We start from the raw sequence: 17202 nt of genomic DNA, 5'->3' as shown, positions 1-17202 counted from the left end.
CAGCGGGGGCATCCTGCGGTCAGCCCTTCTTGACCTCGGGCAGGACGTCGGGGTTGTCCTCGAGCCACTTCTTGACGGCGTCGGCCTCCTTGCCCTTGCCGTACTCGTTGACCACGAGGTCCTCGAGGCTGTTGTACTGCTTGTCGTCGAGCTTGATGCCGCCGATGAACTCCGCGGCGTCCGCGAACTCGTCGGCGAAGCCCTTCTTCCCCAGGAAGTGCAGACCCTCCTTCTTGCCCATGGCGCCCTCGGGGTCCTTGAGGTCCTTCACGGGGAAGGCCGTGTTGGCCCAGAAGGGGCGCCACAGGGTGACGACGATGTCCTTCTCCGCGTCGGTCGCCTTCTTCAGCTCGCTGAGCATGGCGGTCGTCGAGGAGGTGACGAGCTCGTACTCCTTGTCGAGGCCGTACGTGGGCATCGCATCGTCCTTGACCACACCGGTGAGGCCGGCGCCGGGCTCGATGCCGATGATCTTCCCGTCGAACATGTCGGCGTTGCCCTTGAGGTCGGCGATCGACTCGATCTTCGTGTACTTGGGGACGGCGATGGTGAGCACCGCGTTGCCGTAGTACGTGTCGAGGTCGTCGATGTCGTCGCCGTACTTGTCCATGTACTTCTTGTGGGTGACCTCGGGCCAGGCCGACGGGTAGATGTCGATGTCGCCCTTGGCGAGCCCCGCGTACAGCGCCGCGGGCTCCTCGATCTCCTGGTGCTTGACGGAGTAGCCCATCTCGCTGAGCCGGTTGTCCAGGAGGTAGGCGGTGCTCAGGCCGTCCGTCCACGAGGGGACGTAGCCCATGACGATCTCCTTGCCGCCGCTGTCGCCGGAGTCGCCCGAGTCGCCGCCGGTGGTGGCGTTGCCGGAGCAGGCCGCGAGGCCGAGTCCCACGAGGCCCGCGCCGCCGACGAGGGCGCTGCGGCGGGCGAGGGGGCGGGTGCTGAGGACGTGTCGTTCGTTCATCTCTGCTTTTCTCCTTCGGTCGGGATGTGGGATGCGGCGGGGTCAGGCGTTCGAGTCGGCCGATGCGGACGCGACCGCAGACCCGCTCGAGGCGCTCGGGGCGTTCGCCGAGGACGACGCCGAGGCGGCCGACGCGGACTTCTTCGCCCGGTTGCCGCGCGCCTTCCGTGCGAGCGCGATCAGGGAGCTGCCGTACTGGTTCGGCGTGCCCAGGGCGGCGGTGAGGCGATCGAGGAACACGGCGAGGAAGACGACGGACAGGCCGGCCTCCACGCCGAGCGGCAGGTCGAGGCTCGAGATCGCCTGGACGACCTCCTTGCCGAGCCCGGGAGCGCCGATCATGCCGGCGATGACGCCCATCGAGAGGGCGAGCATGATGACCTGGTTGACGCCGGCCATGATCGTGGGCACGGCGAGCGGCAGCTGGATGCCGCGCAGGATCTGCCAGGGGGTCGCGCCGAAGGCCTCGCCGGCCTCGACGGTCTCGCCGTCGACCTGGCGGATGCCCAGCTCGGTCATGCGCACCCCGGGCGGCAGCGCGAAGATGATCGTCGCGACCATGCCGGGCACCACGCCGATGGAGAACATGGTGACCGCGGGGATCAGGTAGACGAAGGCGGGCATCGTCTGCATGAAGTCCAGGATCGGTCGGACGATCGCGCTGACCACGCGGTTGCGTGCCGCGAGCACGCCCACCGGGATCGCGATCACCACGGCGATCACGGTCGCCACCAGCACCAGTGCGGTGGTCTCCATCATGTGCACCCACTGCCCCATGGACAGCACGAGCGCGAACATGACGACGGTGCCGATCGCGAACTTCCAGGAGCGCACGGCCCATGCGAGCAGCGCGCAGATGATGATCAGCGCGATCGGCGCGATCCCGGTGAGGCCGAGGGTGAGGTTCTCGACCAGGAACGTGAAGATCAGCTTGATGGCGTCGAACAGCCAGCCGACGTTCTCCGTCAGCCAGTCGATGGCCGACTCGACCCAGTCGCCGATCGGGATGGCGGGGATGATGCTCTCGTCGGGGTTCATCGGGCCTCCCCTCCCTGGTGCTCGGAGCTCACGGCGGTCGTCAGTTCCTCATCGGGCGGTGACGGGGGCTCCGAGGGCGACCCGCGGTGCTCGTCGTTCGCGACGCCCGCGGCGGTCAGCAGGGTGACCCGCGGGACGACGCCCGTGAACCTCCCGGCCGCGTCGACCACCACGAGGGGGCTGAGGTGCTGGGCCGACGGCGCGAAGAGCTCGGCGATCGGGGTGTCCTCGCGGACGACGGGCATCTCGTGGACCTGGGACCAGGGCAGGTCCTCGCGTCCGTCGCTCACGGCGTCGGCGACGTCGTCCTCCCAGAGCACGCCGGCCGGCGTGTGGTCGCGGTTGAGCACCACGAGCCACGGGTTCTGGGTCTCTCGCATGAGCTTGTGCGCGGTGCGCGGGCCCTGGGCGGCTCCGAGCACCTCGGCGGGCTTCTCGAGGATCGCGCCGGCGGTCAGCACGCGGCTGCGGTCGACGTCCTGGATGAACTTCGCGACGTAGTCGTTCGCGGGCTCGTTGAGGATCTCCTCGCTCGTGCCCACCTGGACGATGCGGCCGTCGCGCATCATCGCGATCCGGTCGCCGATGCGCATGGCCTCGTTGAGGTCGTGGGTGATGAACAGGATCGTCTTCTCGAGGCGCTGCTGGAGGTCGACGAGCTGGTCCTGCATGTCGCGGCGGATCAGCGGGTCGAGGGCGCTGAAGGCCTCGTCCATCAGCAGGATGTCGGTGCCGGCGGCGAGGGCGCGGGCCAGGCCCACGCGCTGCTGCATGCCGCCGGAGAGCGCCGACGGGCTGAAGCCGCCCCATCCCTCGAGGCCCACCATCTCCAGCGCTCGCGCCGCCTTGCTCTCCCGCTCGGCGCGGTTCACGCCGCTCACCTCGAGCCCGTAGGCGGCGTTCTCGCCGACGGTCCGGTGGGGCAGCAGCGCGAAGTGCTGGAAGACCATGGAGATCCGCCGGCGACGCACCTCGCGCTCCTGCTTCGCGGACATCGTGAACAGGTTCTCGCCGCCGATCTCGAGGCTTCCGGCGGTCGCGGGCAGGAGCCCGTTGACCATACGGATGAGCGTGGACTTGCCCGAGCCGGACAGGCCCATGACCACGAAGATCTCACCGGGCTCGACCTCGAAGGAGGCGTCGATGACGGCGGCCGTGAGGCCGTCCTCGCGCAACTCGTCGCGGGTGCTCCCGCGGCGCAGCGCATCGACGCCCCGCTGCGGGCGGCGCCCGAACACTTTGAAGAGACCGTCGGCTGAGATGACGGGCACTATCGACTCCCTCGTGTAGACGTCCGGCGGGCGGTCAGGGGCAGGCAGAACGCTCCGGAACCGCGGTTCTGCGAGCGCTCGAGGCGATTCCTCCGCCTTCTCGAGCGCGCGAATGACGATTCTTCGATGCTGCGGCCGACCCCGACCCGACGTCCCATACTGGTCGCCTGACCTGCGGTTCTCAACCTCGGAACACCCAGGAACGCACGTCGCGCCCGATTTCCGGCGGATCCGGGTGCTGTGTCCGCAGATTTCGGACCGCGAATCCGACCCCCTCCCGGAACGCGCCCTGACCAGCACCGGCGCGGCTTTTTCGCGCATTCTCGGAGGGCGCTCTCCGAGCGCGCTCATCACATTTGTGTCACGATCTCGAATCCGCCTCTGCACTTGCGGTCCGCGCGGGGGTCCCGGACGCTGGAGACCGGGGTCCCGGCCCGTCGGACCCCCTCATATCGGGAGGCATCGCAGCATGCGCATCACGAAGAGCTTCATGGTCCTGGACGCCGCGGACACCGAGAGGGAGGCCGCCTTCTGGGCCCAGGTCCTGGGCGGGGAGGTCGAGGCCGGGCCCGACGAGGGCCCGTTCGCGCTCTGGCGCGACGTCGTCGTCGACGGCCGCATCGCGCTCGGGGTGCAGCACGCCCCGGACCACGTGGCGCCCGAGTGGCCGGGCCAGGGCCCCGAGCGCCAGCGGATCCAGATCCATCCGGACCTCTACGTCGCCCACGAGGACGTCCCGGCCGCACTGCAGGAGGTCCTGGGTCTCGGTGCCCGGATGCTCCAGCCGGCGGCGACGCCGCAGGAGTCCGGAGGCTTCCACGTCCTGGCCGACCCTGCGGGGCATCCGTTCTGCATCTGCTGGGAGTGAGCCCCACGCACGCGGACGGGGGCGGGAGCCCTGGGCATCACGCCCGCTCCCGCCCCCGTCGCGGGCGTCGTGCCCGTCCTCGGCGTCGCGCCGTTCCCGGGCGCCGTCTCCGCCTCAGGCGGGGTTGATGACCCGCCCCCACGTGGACTTGTTGCCCCAGATGTTCTGGCGCAGACCCTCGAGCTGCAGGATCTGGGAGTGGTCGACGAAGAGGTTGACCTCGTTGCCGTAGTTCTTGACGTACCACTCGAAGACGGGCCCGTCGGCGGCCTCGAACATGACGTTCTCCATGCCGAGCCCGTTCATGATCGACGCGGCGGCGCCGGTGTTCCACACGCGGACGTTCTCGGTGATGCCCTCGGACTCGATCATGATGATCTCCGCGCCGGCGTCGAGGGCCCGCTTGCCGCGGTCCACGAGGTCGCCGATGTCCTTGGCGCCCTCGGCGGCCAGCTCGGCCTCGCCGGAGTCGCCGCCCGATCCGATCTGGATGCCGAGCTCGGGCTTGGCCTTGAGCCCTGCCTTCACGACCTTCTCGACCAGGCGCTCGAGCCCGGAGGTGGGCAGCATGATGAAGCCCGTCGAGATCTCGATGACGTCGAAGCCGACCTCCTTGGCCCCCTTGAGGTAGTGGTCGACCGCGTCGTCCCCGTAGCGCAGCACGGTCTCGAGCCAGCCGCCCGAGGAGACGTAGGAGTCGTTCTCGTGGGCGATGTCGGAGAAGGCGCGCACCTGCTCCGGCGGGACGAGGGCGAAGGAGCCTCCGGCCCACTTGATGCCGTCGACCCACTGCCCGGCCACGTCGAAGACGTCGTTCAGGTGGCGGGTGCCGAACGTCGAGTAGTAGGGGGCGCGGATCTCCGTGAGGCCGACGGTGCGCGGCTTCTGGGGGCGCTTCGCGCGAGGGACAAAGTTGAACGAGACGTCGAAGGGGATCTGGCTGCTCATGATTCCTCCTGGAGTGAGAGCGGGTGTGTTCGTGGTGCGGTCGCGACGCGGGCCCGACGGATCGGGCCCCGGGGCGCGGCCGACGGGATCAGGCGCGCGCGCTGCGCACCCGGGCGAGCGCGTCCATGAGGTCGGCGACCTCGTGGTGCTCGAGGTCCTCGACGATCCCGGCGATGCGATCGCGCAGCTCGGCCGAGGCGAAGGGGGCGGCGAGCGCGTCGAACTTCTCGCGTGCTCCGCCCCAGCTCAGGGGGTCGGTGTGGAAGCCCTCGTAGGAGTCCGCTGCGGAGCGGAAGACGGTGCCGTCCGCCAGCGTCACCTCGAGGTCCGCGGGCATGGCCTGCGGGAAGCGCGCCGAGAGCTCGTCGTCCGGGACGATCTCGACGAGCCGCATGAGGTCCTGCACGTCGTCGGCGAGGACCCTTTCGTGGTGGTACTGCGCGGGGGTGAGCTCGCCGTCCAGGAGCACCACGGCGAGCATCCACGGCAGGGAGTGGTCCGCCTCCTCCTTGGTGCGCACGGTGCGCTTGTCGCCCTCCTCGCCGCCGCCGATGATGGAGTGGGCGACGTCGAAGGTGCGCAGGCGCACGCCGGTGATCGCGGAGGCGGAGAAGCCGTCCTGGGCGCGCACGTCCTGGGCGGCGTCGAGCGCGGACTGCGAGTGGATCTCCGCGTTGTGCTTCTTGATGATCGTGCGCAGCACGGATTCGAGGTCCTCGGCCTCCCAGTCGATCGAGAAGGGACCGGCGATGGAGTCCTCGAAGCCCTTGTTGCCCTCGAAGACCTCCTCTGGTCCGGTGATCCCGCGCGCGGCGAGCAGCGCGGCGAAGGTCCCCTCCTTGGCGACCTGCGGGTAGGCGAGGCCCTTCCAGTGGCTGAGGTTCCCGGTGCGGGTGACGCGCAGGGCGTTGTTCGCCGTGCCGGAGATCGCGATCGCGTGGGCGATCTGCGCGGCGGGCAGACGCAGGGCCTTCGCGGCGCCGGCGGCGGCCGCGTAGGCGCCCTGGACGGTGTGGTCGAAGCCCTTGGCGCGCACCGGCGCCTCGTCGGACAGCCGGGTATGGACCTGGTAGGCGACGGCGAGCGCGGTGAGCAGCTCCTTCCCGCTCGCGCCGACGGAGTCGGCGCAGGCCAGGACGGCGCCGAGGTTGTCGCTGGGATGGCAGGTCTCCCCCGGTGCGAGGTAGGAGTCCATGAAGTCGAGGTACCGCGAGAGGCCGCTGGTCACGAAGGCGGCGCGGTCGGGTGCGGTGCGCCCGCCGCCGATGAGGCCCGAGCGCGGGGCGCCGCCGAGGTCGTCGACGAGCTCGCGGATCGCGATCATCGGCTCCGCGTCGAGGGCGCCGATCGCGACGCCGAGGGTGTCGAGGACGCGGATGCGCAGCTGCTCGGCGGCGGCCTCGGTGAGGTCCTCGTAGCGCGCGCTGTCGACGAATGCGGCGAGATGCTGGACGCGGGTGGGTCCGGCGTCTGTGGTCATGGGTGGCGTCTCCCTTCCGGGGTGGACGGGCCGACGCGCGAAAGGCACCGCCGGCCGTGAACGAACTGGAGGTAAGGCATGCCTTGCCTTCCTTCTGTTCACCATGACACCACGAATATATCTTGACGTCAAGAGATCTCCGAACGGGGGTTCCCGGGAGACCCTGAACAACCTCTCCTACCGCTGGTCGGCGCCCCGTCATGGCATGGTCATGGCATGCCGCATCGACGCGACATGCACCCGCCCTCTATCCTGGGACGAGTCCGGGCGTCCGTTTTGTCCCACCCGGGGCCGTGACGCCCACCGCCCGAGCATCCGCATCCCGGCGCCCGGGACCGGCACCCATTCCAAGGAGCACCCCATGCCCCACCCGAACACCACCTCCTCGGCGCGCGCGACGGAGTCGTCGCGCCCGATCCCGATGGCACCCGAGGGGACGGTGGTCCGCTGATGTCCTCCCAGCTCACAGGCACCTGGACCGTCGACCCGGACCACTCGAGGATCGGCTTCTCCTCCCGCCACGCGATGGTCACGAAGGTGCGCGGCGCGTTCAACGACGTCGCCGGCACGATCGTCTTCGATGAGGAGGACCACAACCGCTCCCACGTCGAGGTCACCGTGCAGATGGCCAGCATCGACACCCGCAGCTCGGCGCGCGACGAGCACCTGCGCAGCGCCGACTTCTTCGACGTCGGGACGCATCCGGAGATGGTGTTCCGCTCGAGCCGTGTCGAGGAGGTCGACGAGGGCGGATACATCGTCAGCGGCGACCTCACGATCCACGGGATCACCCGGCCGATGAGCATCCCGCTGCACTTCGTGGGCGTGGACACCGATCCCTTCGGGAACCTGCGCGCGGGCTTCGAGGGCACGCGCCGCATCGACCGCCGCGAATGGGGCGTCACCTGGAACACCCCGCTGGACTCGGGCGGCCTGCTGATCTCCGACCGCATCAACCTCGAGTTCGAGATGTCGCTCATCAAGCAGTCCGACGAGGTCTCCCCGGCTCCCGCGGCCGACGCCGCCCACGCCGATAACGACGCCGATGCCGGCGCGGGCGATGCCGTCGCCGTCGACACCGCTGACGGCGCCGCGGAGTTCGCCGAGGACGCCGGTCCCGCCGACAGGTGACCCCCGCTCCTGAACGCCGACGGGCCCGATCCGCACGCAGCGGATCGGGCCCGTCGTCTCTCGGCGGAGCACGGCCCCGCAGTTCGCGCCGGCCTCAGCAGTTCCCGTCGATGCCGCAGGCCTCCCCGCCGACGATCCCCGTCGACCCCTCGGCCGCGCCGTCCTCGCCCAGCAGCCTGCGGGCCCGGCCGAGCTCCTCGAGGGCGCCGCGCAGCGACTCGACCGGGAGCGCGCCGGGGGCGGCGTAGGTGTCGCCGAGGACCATGAACGGGACGCCGCGCGCCCCCATCTCGACAGCGGCGCGCACCTCCTCGTCGACCTCGCTGTCGCGGGCGTCCGAGGCCAGGACCTCGCGCGCCGCCTGCGCATCGAGTCCCGCCGCGACGGCGTGCTCCACGAGCACCTCGTCCTCGAAGGGATCGAGCTCGCCGCGGAAGTAGCCGCGCTGCAGGGAGAGGAAGAAGTCCTTCGCGGCCTCCTCCCCCACTGCGGCGCGCACGGCCTGCAGCAGGCGATGGGCGGGGCGGGTGCTCGCGACCGGCCGCTCGAGGGCGTAGTCGCGCCCGAGCTCCCGGGCGAGCTGCGCGATCTGCTCCTCCATGCCGCGCACCTCCTGGGCGCCGCGGCCGGTCTTCTGCATCAGGTGCTCGACGTTCGTGGGCGACTGCCCTGCCGCGCGCTCCTCGGCGCGTGTGGGGGCCGAGGGGTCCAGCTCGAAGGAGTGCGTGCGCACCTGCACCTTCCCGGCGAGCCCGGCCTCCTGGATGGCCTGCTCGAGCCGGCCCTCGCCCACGTAGCACCAGGGGCAGACGACGTCGGTCCAGACATCGACGACGAGCGGCTGCTGGGAGCCGAGCGGGATGAGCGAGGGGGCGGCGGCGGGAGTGGACTCTGAGGGCGACATGACGACTCATCTCCGGTGGCGGGGCGGAGGAGCGCGGGGCGGCTCGATGCGCTCACGCTACGCTCGTGGCCGCACGTGCAGCGCATGCAGCCGAGTGCTCTCCCGCACTCCCGGACGCGCCCGCCCGCTGCGAGAAGACCTGCACGCCCGTCCGGACGGAGCCCGCCGTGACCCTCCCCATCGCCCTCGCGGTCGCCGCGATCATCGTGATCTGCGCGACCGACGTGATCGCGCCGCGCGTGCGGACCGCGGCACCGCTGATCCTCGTGGGCATCGGGATCCTGGTCTCCGTCGTGCCCGGGGTGCCCGCCGTCGAGATCGAGCCCGAGCTGATCCTCGAGGTGATCCTGCCGCCCCTGCTGTACGCCTCCGCGGTGCGGATGCCCGCGATCAGCTTCCGCCGCGACATCTACCCGATCAGCGCCCTGTCGATCATCCTCGTGATCACCTCGTCGCTCGCCCTCGGGGGCCTCTTCGCCTGGCTGGTGCCGGGCGTCTCCTACGTGTGGGGCGTGGCCCTGGGCGCCGTGCTGAGCCCCACGGACGCGGTCGCGACCTCGATCATCCGCGGAGGCCGGGTGCCCGGTCGGGTGGTGACGATCCTCGAGGGCGAGAGCCTGCTGAACGATGCGACGGCCCTGGTCATCCTGCGCACGGCGATCGTCGCTACGGCCTCGGGCTTCTCCCTCGCAGGGGCGCTGGGGTCCTTCGCCTGGTCGCTCGTGGTCGCGATCATCATCGGCGTGATCGTCGCGGCTGTGAGCTTCGTGGTGCGCAAGCACATCGAGAGCGCGACCGTGAACACCGCGCTCACCTTCACCCTGCCGTTCATCGCCTCGGTGCCCACGGAGATGCTGGGCAGCTCGGGCCTGGTCGCGGCGGTCGTCGCGGGCCTCATCACCGGCACGCTCGATCCGCGGGTGCTGCCGCCGCGCCACCGCATGTCCAGCGCGGAGAACTGGGCGAGCATCCAGCTGCTGCTCGAGGGATTCGTGTTCCTCACCATGGGCCTGCAGATCACCACCGTGCTCGAGGCGCTGCACGAGGACAGCCTGGGGATCCTCGCGGGCCTCGGCCTGACCGCGCTCGCCCTCGTGGTCACCCTCGCGGTGCGCTCCCTGCTGGTGCGCACGCTGCTCAAACGGCTGCGCCGATCCCGGGTGCGCGGCGAGGCGATGAACGAGCGCATCGCCGCGATGCAGAAGATGATCGAGGCGGGCGAGGACATCCGCATGCCCCGGCGCGGCGGGCCGCGCCGGGGCGAGGCGGTGACCGTGAAGAACACGGAGCTGTTCGCCACGCGGCTGCGTCGCGCCCGCGCGGACTTCGGCTACTACTCCCGCCAGGATCTGGGGCGCAGCGAGGGCATCATGCTGATCTGGGGCGGGATGCGCGGCGCCGTCACCGTGGCGGCCGCCCAGACCCTGCCCGCCTCGGTCCCCCACCGTCCGCTGCTGGTGTTCATCGCCTTCGCCGTCGCGACGCTCTCCCTGCTGATCCAGGGCGGCACCGTCGGCAAGCTCGCGAAGCACCTCTTCCCCGCCGGGGAGGCCGACGTCGAGGCCGAGGAGTTCGATCGCCGCCAGCGCGAGGCGATCTTCGACCTGCTCGCCGGTGCCGCGGCCGCCGCCGGAGGGACCAGCACGATCGGCGCGGGGGACGCGGAGGGCGAGAACGCGCCGGGTGAGGCCGCGGCGGGCGCAGATCCGGACGGCGAACAGCCCGCCGACGAGGGTGAGGAGCGAGGGTCGGGCGCCGACGATGCGGGTCCCGGCACCGACGCGCCGGCCACGGAGCCCGGTCGCACGGGCCGCCCCGGCGGCTATCCCGACAAGGCGGAGATGCTGCGGATCCTCCGGGCGCAGCGCAAGGCTCTGCTGGACGCGCGCGACGACGGGCTGTTCGATGCGGAGATGGTCGAGCACGTGCTCGCGACGATCGACGCCGAGGAGATCTCCGTGGAGATGCGCGGCGCGCCCGTCGACTGAGCCCATTCCCGCCCGGGCGTCAGCCGCCCGTCACCAGCATCACCGCGACCACGATCATCGTCACCGCGACCAGGGCGTCCAGCACCCGCCAGGCGCGCGGGCTCGCGAGCGGGCCGCTGAGCGCGCGGGCGCCGAAGCCGAGCGCCGAGAACCACAGGGCGCTGCCGACGACGGCACCGAGGGCGAACTGCCAGCGGTCGGGCCCGTGCGTCGCCGCCACCGACCCCAGCAGGAGCACGGTGTCGAGGTACACGTGCGGGTTCAGCCAGGTGAGCGCCAACGCGGTGAGTGCGACGGCGGTCGTCCCGCCTCGCCGGCCCGTCGGGCCCTCCGCCTCGAGCGCCTCGCCCGTCGGCCGCAGGGCCCGACGCGCGGCGAGGAGCGCGTAGCCGACGAGGAACGCCGCCCCCGCCCACCGCGCGACCTGCACCAGCTGCGGCGCGCCGGCGACCAGCAGCCCGAGTCCGCCGGCGCCGGCGCTGATCAGCACGACGTCCGAGAGCGTGCAGACCACGACCACGGCGAGCACGTGCTCGCGGCGCAGGCCCTGGCGCAGGACGAAGACGTTCTGCGAGCCGATGGCGACGATGAGTGCGAGACCCGTGAGCAGGCCGTGGAGGAGAGCAGGCATCCTTCGACGCTACGAGCCGCGAACCTGAAGCGCCAGCGAAGATTCTTCATGCAGATGTAGCGTTGCTTCATGAGCACTGAACCCCTGCGCGTCGCTCCCACGCGCATCGATCCCGTCCTCGCGCAGACTCTCGCGGCCGTCGTGGACGAGGGGTCGCTCGAGGCGGCCTCGCGGCGCCTGCACCTCACGCCCTCGGCGGTCAGCCAGCGCGTGCGTCAGCTCGAGCAGCAGCTGGGGCGGCGCATGCTGGTGCGATCCCGTCCGGTGAGCGCCACGGGCGCCGGGCAGGCGGTGATCCGCTTCGCGCGCCGCCACGCGCTCATCGAGCACGAGGCCCACGAGGCCCTCGGGCTCGAGGGCGAGGCGCAGGCTCCCCGGATCTCCGTCGCCGTGAACTCCGACTCGTCGGCGACCTGGTTCATCGAGCCGCTCGCCGCGTTCGTCGCCGCGCACGACGTCCAGGTCGAGGTGCTGCGCGAGGACCAGGACGCGACCGCGCGCCTCCTCGAGAGCGGCGCCGCGATGGCCGCCGTGACCTCCTCCGCGCAGGCCTCCCCCGGGTGCTCGGTGACGCCCCTGGGCAGCCTCGTGTACGAGGCGGTCGCCTCCCCGGCGTGGTGCGAGCGGTGGGGAGAAGGATCCGGGACGGGGCGCGGGGGCGAGCCGCCGTCGGCCGATGTCCTCTCCCGCGCCCCGCGCATCGACTTCGACCGCACGGACCAGCTGCAGGCGCAGTGGCTGCGTGCGCACGCCGTCGACCCCGCGGACGCCCCGCGCCACCTCGTGCCCTCGACGCACGACCTCGCGAGCGCGGTCGTGGAGGGGCTCGGCTGGGCGATGATGCCGCTGCAGCAGTCGGTCCCCCTGCGCGAGGAGGGCCGGCTGATCCCCCTGGGCGGACCCGAGGTCGCCACGCCGCTGTACTGGCAGGCGTGGCGCACCCCTCCCGCTCTGCTGCGGGACCTGGGCGAGCACGTCGAGGCCGCGGCCCGCCGGGAGCTGCGGGCGGCATAGGCTGGACGGGATCGCGGCCGCCGCCCCTGGAAGGACTCCTCCATGCCCCTCTCCGAGCCCACCCCCGACGAGCTGACGCTGCTGCAGGACGAGGCGGTGCAGATCACGCGCGATCTCATCCGCATCGACACCAGCAACTTCGGCGGCAACAAGGGGCCCGGTGAGCGCGAGGCCGCCGAGTACATGGCCGGACGGCTGCGCGAGGTCGGATACGAGCCGGAGATCATGGAGTCCGAGCCCGGGCGCGCGAGCGTGGTGCTGCGCATCCCCGGCGAGGACCGCGAGCGCGGCGGCCTGGTGATCCACGGCCACCTCGACGTCGTGCCCGCGAACGCCGAGGACTGGAGCGTCGACCCCTTCGCCGCCGAGGTGCGCGACGGCGTCCTCTACGGCCGCGGTGCCGTGGACATGAAGGACATGGACGGCATGATCCTCGCGCTCGTGCGGCACCTCGCCCGCACCGGGCAGAAGCCGCCGCGGGACCTGGTCATCGTCATGTTCGCCGACGAGGAGGCCGGCGGCGTGCTCGGCTCCCGCTGGATGGTCGCGAACCGCCCCGAGATCTTCGAGGGCTGCACCGAGGCGATCAGCGAGGTGGGCGGCTACTCGATCACCGTCCCCGAGAAGGACACCGGGCGCGACGTGCGCGCCTATCTGCTGCAGACCGCCGAGAAGGGCTACGCCTGGATGCGTCTGCGGGCCCACGGCCGCGCCGGACACGGCTCGGTCCCCAACGACGAGAACGCGATCGTGCGGCTGTCGCGCGCGATCGCCGCGATCGACGCGCACGAGTTCCCCTACGAGTACATCGCGAGCGTGCGCACCCTCTTCGACCGAGTGGGCGAGATCAGCGGGCGCGACTGGGACGAGGCGGACCCCGCGGCGTTCCTGCCGCTGCTGGGCGGCGCGCGCCAGTTCGTCTCCGGCACCCTCTCGGACACCGCGAACGCGACCACGCTCAGCGCCGGATACAAGGGCAACGTGATCCCGCAGACCGCCGAGGCGGAGCTCGACTGCCGCTTCCTCCCCGGCCACCAGGACGAGCTGCTCGCGCTCATCGACGAGCTCTCGGGGCCCGACGTCGAGATGATCGTGGACACCCTCGGCATCTCGCTCGATGCGCCCGACGACACCCCGTTCGTCGCCGCCATGCACCGCGCGATCCTCGCCGAGGACCCCGGCGCCGAGCTGCTCCCCTACTGCCTGAGCGGCGGCACCGACAACAAGCAGCTCGCCGGGCTCGGCATCACCGGTTACGGCTTCGCGCCCCTGCAGCTGCCTGCCGACCTCGACTTCGCTCCCCTGTTCCACGGGATCGACGAGCGCGTGCCGGTCGAAGCGATCCGCTTCGGCGCCCGCGTGCTGCTGCGCCTGGTCTCCGACTGCTGACGGGGAGGGCGCGCCCTCAGAGCGCCGCGCCGACCACGAGCCCCAGCGCAGCGGCGGCCGAACCGACGACGAGCGATCCCAGCAGGTTCCCGAGGGCGTAGAGCACCCGGCGCTCCTGAAGCAGGCGCGCGGTCTCGACGCTCGCTGTCGAGAAGGTGGTGTACCCGCCGAGGAAGCCCGCCCCCAGCACGACCTGCAGCTCGGGGCTCAGCAGCTGGGCGCCGAGCATCCCGGTGACGAGGCCCAGCAGCAGCGATCCGGTGACGTTGATGAGTACGGTCCCCCAGGGCATGGCGCCGGAGACGCGGGAGCGCACGAGCCCGTCCGCGACGAAGCGGGCGACCGCTCCCACGCCGCCGGCGAGGCTGAGCAGGACGAAGACCGCGGGACTCATCGGGCGGCCTCCTCGGTGCGCCGCGGAGTGCGGCGGGAGGCGGCGAGGATGCCGGCGACGGCGAAGAGCACGCCGAGCACGATGCTGACCAGCCCGAAGGCCGCGCCGACGAGGACTCGTCCGTCGGCCATGAGCTGATCGACGGCGAGGGCGAGCGAGCTGTACGAGGTGAAGCCACCCATCACTCCCGTGCCGACGCACAGCCGCAGCGCGCGGCGCACGCCCTGGTCGGGTCCGCTCCGGGCGAGGGCCTCGAGCAGGATCCCGAGGAGGAAGGCACCCACGAGGTTGATCGCGAACAGGGCGACGGGCACTCCGCCGAGCTCGGGGACGGCGAGCGTCAGGGCCTCGCGGGCGGCCGTGCCGAGCGTCCCGCCGATCAGCACCAGGGCGATCGAGACCGGCCGCAGATGCAGGGGTCGGACGCGCGCTGGGAGGAGGACGTCGGGTGCTGTGGTGTCGCCCGGCGCAGTGGTGTCGCTCGGCGCTGTCGTGCCGCCCGGGGGGTCGGGGCTCTCGGCGTCGGGGTCGAGCGGGATCTCGGGATGCGGGTCCTCGGGTCGGGTCACGGATCACTCCTGTTCAGAGTCGGGCGGGCGCGCGCGACCGCCGGATCCCGGCGCGCGAGGGCCGCGCTCCGGGAGCGAACAGGGACCGTTGTCGATCTTCGAGGTTGGGTACGGCGGGCCCCACCGCCGTGCCGGCGCGCCCGAGGGCGGCCGACGCGCACCATTGAACGCCGCCCGGGCCGAACGGGGCAAGTCGTTGCCGGTCGCGTGCGGCTCTCCGCCCCGAGCGGACGTCAGTCCCGCCCCGTCCCCCAGGCCTCTTTGAGCCGCGTGACGTGGTCCCCGAGGATCTCCGCCATGTCCACCGAGGGGTCGATGAGCCATTGCAGCTGCAGGCCGTCCATGAGGGCGACCGTCTCCCGGGCGATGCGCTCCACGGGGGCGTCCTCGCGCACGTCGCCCTTCTCCTGGTCCAGGCGCAGGCAGCGCATGAGCGACTCCATGACCGCCTCGAAGTGATCGAGCATCCACTCGTGCGCGGGGTGGTCGGGGGTGGTGGCCTCGCCCGTGACCGTCGCGTAGAGGAGCACGATCTGGCGGCGCTGCATGTTCAGCCCGGCCACGTGCACGAGATGGTCGAAGGCGGACCACGGCGTGGATCCCTCGGGCGGCATGGGGTCGCTGTCCACGGCGTCGCGATGGGCGAGCACGGCCCCCAGCAGCGCCTTCTTCGAGGGGAAGTGATGGGCGAGGCCCGACGGCGAGATCCCGGCGCCCTCGGCGACCTGCGCCATGGAGGTCGCTCCGAAGCCCTGACGGGCGATGAGGTCGACGGCGGTCTGCAGCGCCTGTTCGCGGACCACCGCGGAGTCCTGCCCGCGGGGCCGTCCCGGGCGCCGACGGACCGGACGCTTCTCGGCGGCCGGCCCCTTGGCGGTGCTGCGCTCGCGCGGCTCGCGCGCGGCGACGGTCCCCTCGGCGGCGCTCGCGGTCGCGGCGGCGCGCGTGGTCTGGTCGGTGTTCATGGGCTCCCCTTCGGCACAGGTCTCCGTCGACCTGGGACGAGAGCGGGCCGGTGCGATCGTGCCGCACCGGCCCGTCATCAATGTGTCGCCCCTACTATTTCACGCCGCGGATGAACATCGTGAGCACAGCGCCGATGACGCCCGAGATCGCGGCGGCCACGAAGAGCACCGTGAAGTCGGTGCCCCCGCCGATGCGCGCGAGGAGCATCCCGCCCAGGGCCGGGGCGATCGACTGCGGCAGGGCGTTGGCCATGTTGAAGACGCCCAGGTCCTTGCCCGCCGTCCTGCGGTCGGGGAGCACCTCGAACACGAGTGCGAGGTCGACGGCGAGGTAGGTCCCGTAGGCGAGGCCCACGATGGCCTCGCACAGGAAGAACCCCCCGACCGAGTCGACGTGGGCGAGCATGTAGGTGCCCAGTCCGAAGACCAGGATCGACCCCGCAACGAGCACCTTGCGACGCCCGATCCGGTCGGAGATCCACCCGGCGGCCAGCCCGGCGACCATGGACAGCACCGTGTAGATCGTGACGCCGGTGGCGACCGCGGTGGCGGCCGCCGCGTCCTCGAGCCCCAGGTGGTTCGTCATGAACAGCACGCGGAAGCTGATGAACAGGTAGGAGGCCAGGATGATCATGAACCGGCCCCACCAGGCCAGTCCGAAGTCCGGGAACTTCAGGGGGTTGGTCCAGAACGAGGTGACCAGCTCGCGCACGTTGAACGGGTAGCGGTTCTGCTTGAGCACCGGATCCGGGATCATCAGCGCGTAGACGGTCACCAGCACGAAGCCGAGCACGGCGGGGATCATGAACAACCCCACCATGGTCCCACCGAAGAACGAGGCCAGCCAGGTCGCGGCCATGATGGCGGAGTTCTGGGCGATGCCCACGATGCCGGAGACCTTGCCGTACTGCTCGTCCGGCAGCTGATCGGCGAGCGAGGCCGTGTATGCCGCGTACGCCATGTTCGCGCAGGCCTGCGCGATGAACCAGCCGCAGGCCAGCACCACGACGTTCGGCGCGATCGCCATGATGAGGATCGCCGCGCACATCGCGAAGGCCCCGCCGATGATCCACGGTCGGCGCCGCCCCAGCCCCGATCGCGTGCGATCCGAGAGGCGCCCGCCGAGGGCGTTGAAGACGAGCGCTGCGATCGCGCCCGGAGCGAGGGCGGCGGCCGCGATCGAGGCCTGCTCCGCCGGGAGGTCCGAGAGCGTGCGGGCCTTCATCTGGACCGACACCGTCGCGGGCCCCATCAGGGCGACGAACAGGCCGAACTGCCCCAGGAAGATGCCGATGACATACCAGATCGGCTTCTTCCGGTCCGGCTTGATGCCCATCGCGGGCACGCGCAGTCGCGGGCCCAGGATGTTGGGGCTGCCCGTCGGGTCGACGGTCGGATCGACCTCGAGATCGGGTGCGGCAGTGGACACGGGAGACTCCTTCGTCATGACCGTCGGGCGATGCTCGCGACGGTGTGCGGGCGGTCCGTGCGACCGTTCCGAAAGTATTAGTTGCCATGAACTATTTTGTCGAGCCGCGTCCTTCCGCACGGACGTCCTGGACGCCCGACCGACTCTCTGAGCTGGGCACCCCGAGCAGCGCCGTGCCGCACATCACAGGCGCGCACCACAGGATTCCGTGGCGCCACGGGC

The 17202-nt window shown here is 71.4% G+C and carries 16 protein-coding genes; 5 read left to right on the top strand and 11 right to left on the bottom strand.

Annotated elements, in window-relative coordinates:
• Nucleotides 1-19: 19 nt before the first annotated feature.
• From ACFQ53_RS15250 to ACFQ53_RS15240, 3 genes are read right to left on the bottom strand one after another with little or no spacing between them, the layout of a single operon-like run.
• Entirely contained in the window at nt 20-961 is a 942-nt protein-coding gene (locus ACFQ53_RS15250; protein ID WP_377861125.1) for a glycine betaine ABC transporter substrate-binding protein, read from the bottom strand.
• Nucleotides 962-1003: 42 nt separating this feature from the next.
• A complete protein-coding gene (locus ACFQ53_RS15245; protein ID WP_377861123.1) occupies nt 1004-1999 on the bottom strand; it encodes an ABC transporter permease in 996 nt (331 codons plus the stop codon).
• Nucleotides 1996-3270 (bottom strand): glycine betaine/L-proline ABC transporter ATP-binding protein, encoded by a 1275-nt coding sequence (locus ACFQ53_RS15240; RefSeq protein ID WP_377861121.1) that lies wholly within the window; start codon nt 3268-3270, stop codon nt 1996-1998. The genes ACFQ53_RS15245 and ACFQ53_RS15240 overlap by 4 nt, the downstream gene beginning before the upstream one ends.
• Nucleotides 3271-3739: 469 nt before the next feature.
• Here ACFQ53_RS15240 and ACFQ53_RS15235 point away from each other — a divergent pair, with 469 nt between their 5' ends.
• Nucleotides 3740-4138, top strand: a complete 399-nt coding sequence (locus ACFQ53_RS15235; protein ID WP_377861119.1) for a VOC family protein — start codon at nt 3740-3742, stop codon at nt 4136-4138.
• 114 nt (nt 4139-4252) lie between these two features.
• Here ACFQ53_RS15235 and ACFQ53_RS15230 read toward each other — a convergent pair whose 3' ends face one another.
• Together ACFQ53_RS15230 and ACFQ53_RS15225 are read right to left on the bottom strand one after the other, a co-directional pair.
• Complete coding sequence (locus ACFQ53_RS15230; protein ID WP_377861117.1) at nt 4253-5086, bottom strand: phosphosulfolactate synthase; 834 nt, start codon at nt 5084-5086, stop codon at nt 4253-4255.
• Between the two features lie 88 nt (nt 5087-5174).
• Nucleotides 5175-6566 carry an MmgE/PrpD family protein gene (locus ACFQ53_RS15225; protein ID WP_377861115.1) on the bottom strand — a complete coding sequence of 464 codons (1392 nt, stop codon included), beginning with the start codon at nt 6564-6566 and terminating at the stop codon, nt 5175-5177.
• Between the two features lie 450 nt (nt 6567-7016).
• On the opposite strand from ACFQ53_RS15225, the gene ACFQ53_RS15220 reads away from it, so the two are divergent.
• Nucleotides 7017-7697 (top strand): YceI family protein, encoded by a 681-nt coding sequence (locus ACFQ53_RS15220; RefSeq protein ID WP_377861113.1) that lies wholly within the window; start codon nt 7017-7019, stop codon nt 7695-7697.
• Between the two features lie 94 nt (nt 7698-7791).
• Here ACFQ53_RS15220 and ACFQ53_RS15215 read toward each other — a convergent pair whose 3' ends face one another.
• Complete coding sequence (locus ACFQ53_RS15215; protein WP_377861111.1) at nt 7792-8601, bottom strand: DsbA family protein; 810 nt, start codon at nt 8599-8601, stop codon at nt 7792-7794.
• Nucleotides 8602-8768: 167 nt separating this feature from the next.
• On the opposite strand from ACFQ53_RS15215, the gene ACFQ53_RS15210 reads away from it, so the two are divergent.
• Nucleotides 8769-10589, top strand: coding sequence for a cation:proton antiporter (locus ACFQ53_RS15210; protein WP_377861109.1), 1821 nt, complete (start codon nt 8769-8771; stop codon nt 10587-10589).
• 19 nt (nt 10590-10608) lie between these two features.
• On the opposite strand, the gene ACFQ53_RS15205 is transcribed toward ACFQ53_RS15210, so the two are convergent.
• Nucleotides 10609-11220, bottom strand: coding sequence for a LysE/ArgO family amino acid transporter (locus ACFQ53_RS15205; protein ID WP_377861107.1), 612 nt, complete (start codon nt 11218-11220; stop codon nt 10609-10611).
• 69 nt (nt 11221-11289) lie between these two features.
• Between ACFQ53_RS15205 and ACFQ53_RS15200 the strand changes: the two genes are divergently transcribed.
• Together ACFQ53_RS15200 and ACFQ53_RS15195 are read left to right on the top strand one after the other, a co-directional pair.
• Nucleotides 11290-12234 (top strand): ArgP/LysG family DNA-binding transcriptional regulator, encoded by a 945-nt coding sequence (locus ACFQ53_RS15200; RefSeq protein ID WP_377861105.1) that lies wholly within the window; start codon nt 11290-11292, stop codon nt 12232-12234.
• A gap of 42 nt (nt 12235-12276) precedes the next feature.
• Nucleotides 12277-13623, top strand: coding sequence for a M20/M25/M40 family metallo-hydrolase (locus ACFQ53_RS15195; RefSeq protein WP_377861103.1), 1347 nt, complete (start codon nt 12277-12279; stop codon nt 13621-13623).
• Nucleotides 13624-13639: 16 nt separating this feature from the next.
• On the opposite strand, the gene crcB is transcribed toward ACFQ53_RS15195, so the two are convergent.
• From crcB to ACFQ53_RS15175, 4 genes are all read right to left on the bottom strand, one after another.
• A complete protein-coding gene (gene crcB / locus ACFQ53_RS15190; RefSeq protein WP_377861101.1) occupies nt 13640-14017 on the bottom strand; it encodes a fluoride efflux transporter CrcB in 378 nt (125 codons plus the stop codon).
• Nucleotides 14014-14586 carry a fluoride efflux transporter FluC gene (locus ACFQ53_RS15185; protein ID WP_377861099.1) on the bottom strand — a complete coding sequence of 191 codons (573 nt, stop codon included), beginning with the start codon at nt 14584-14586 and terminating at the stop codon, nt 14014-14016. Before ACFQ53_RS15185 ends, crcB begins: the two co-directional genes overlap by 4 nt.
• Before the next feature lie 233 nt (nt 14587-14819).
• Entirely contained in the window at nt 14820-15551 is a 732-nt protein-coding gene (locus ACFQ53_RS15180; RefSeq protein ID WP_377861097.1) for a TetR/AcrR family transcriptional regulator, read from the bottom strand.
• Nucleotides 15552-15645: 94 nt separating this feature from the next.
• Entirely contained in the window at nt 15646-16980 is a 1335-nt protein-coding gene (locus ACFQ53_RS15175) for an MFS transporter (protein ID WP_377861095.1), read from the bottom strand.
• Between the last annotated feature and the right edge of the window lie 222 nt (nt 16981-17202).

Origin of the sequence: Brachybacterium sp. NPDC056505, from assembly GCF_042794925.1 — a bacterium.
In the GTDB taxonomy this organism is placed as follows: domain Bacteria; phylum Actinomycetota; class Actinomycetes; order Actinomycetales; family Dermabacteraceae; genus Brachybacterium; species Brachybacterium kimchii.
The sequence above is the reverse complement of the archived record's forward strand: the minus strand, read 5'-3'. Positions and strand labels throughout refer to the sequence as shown.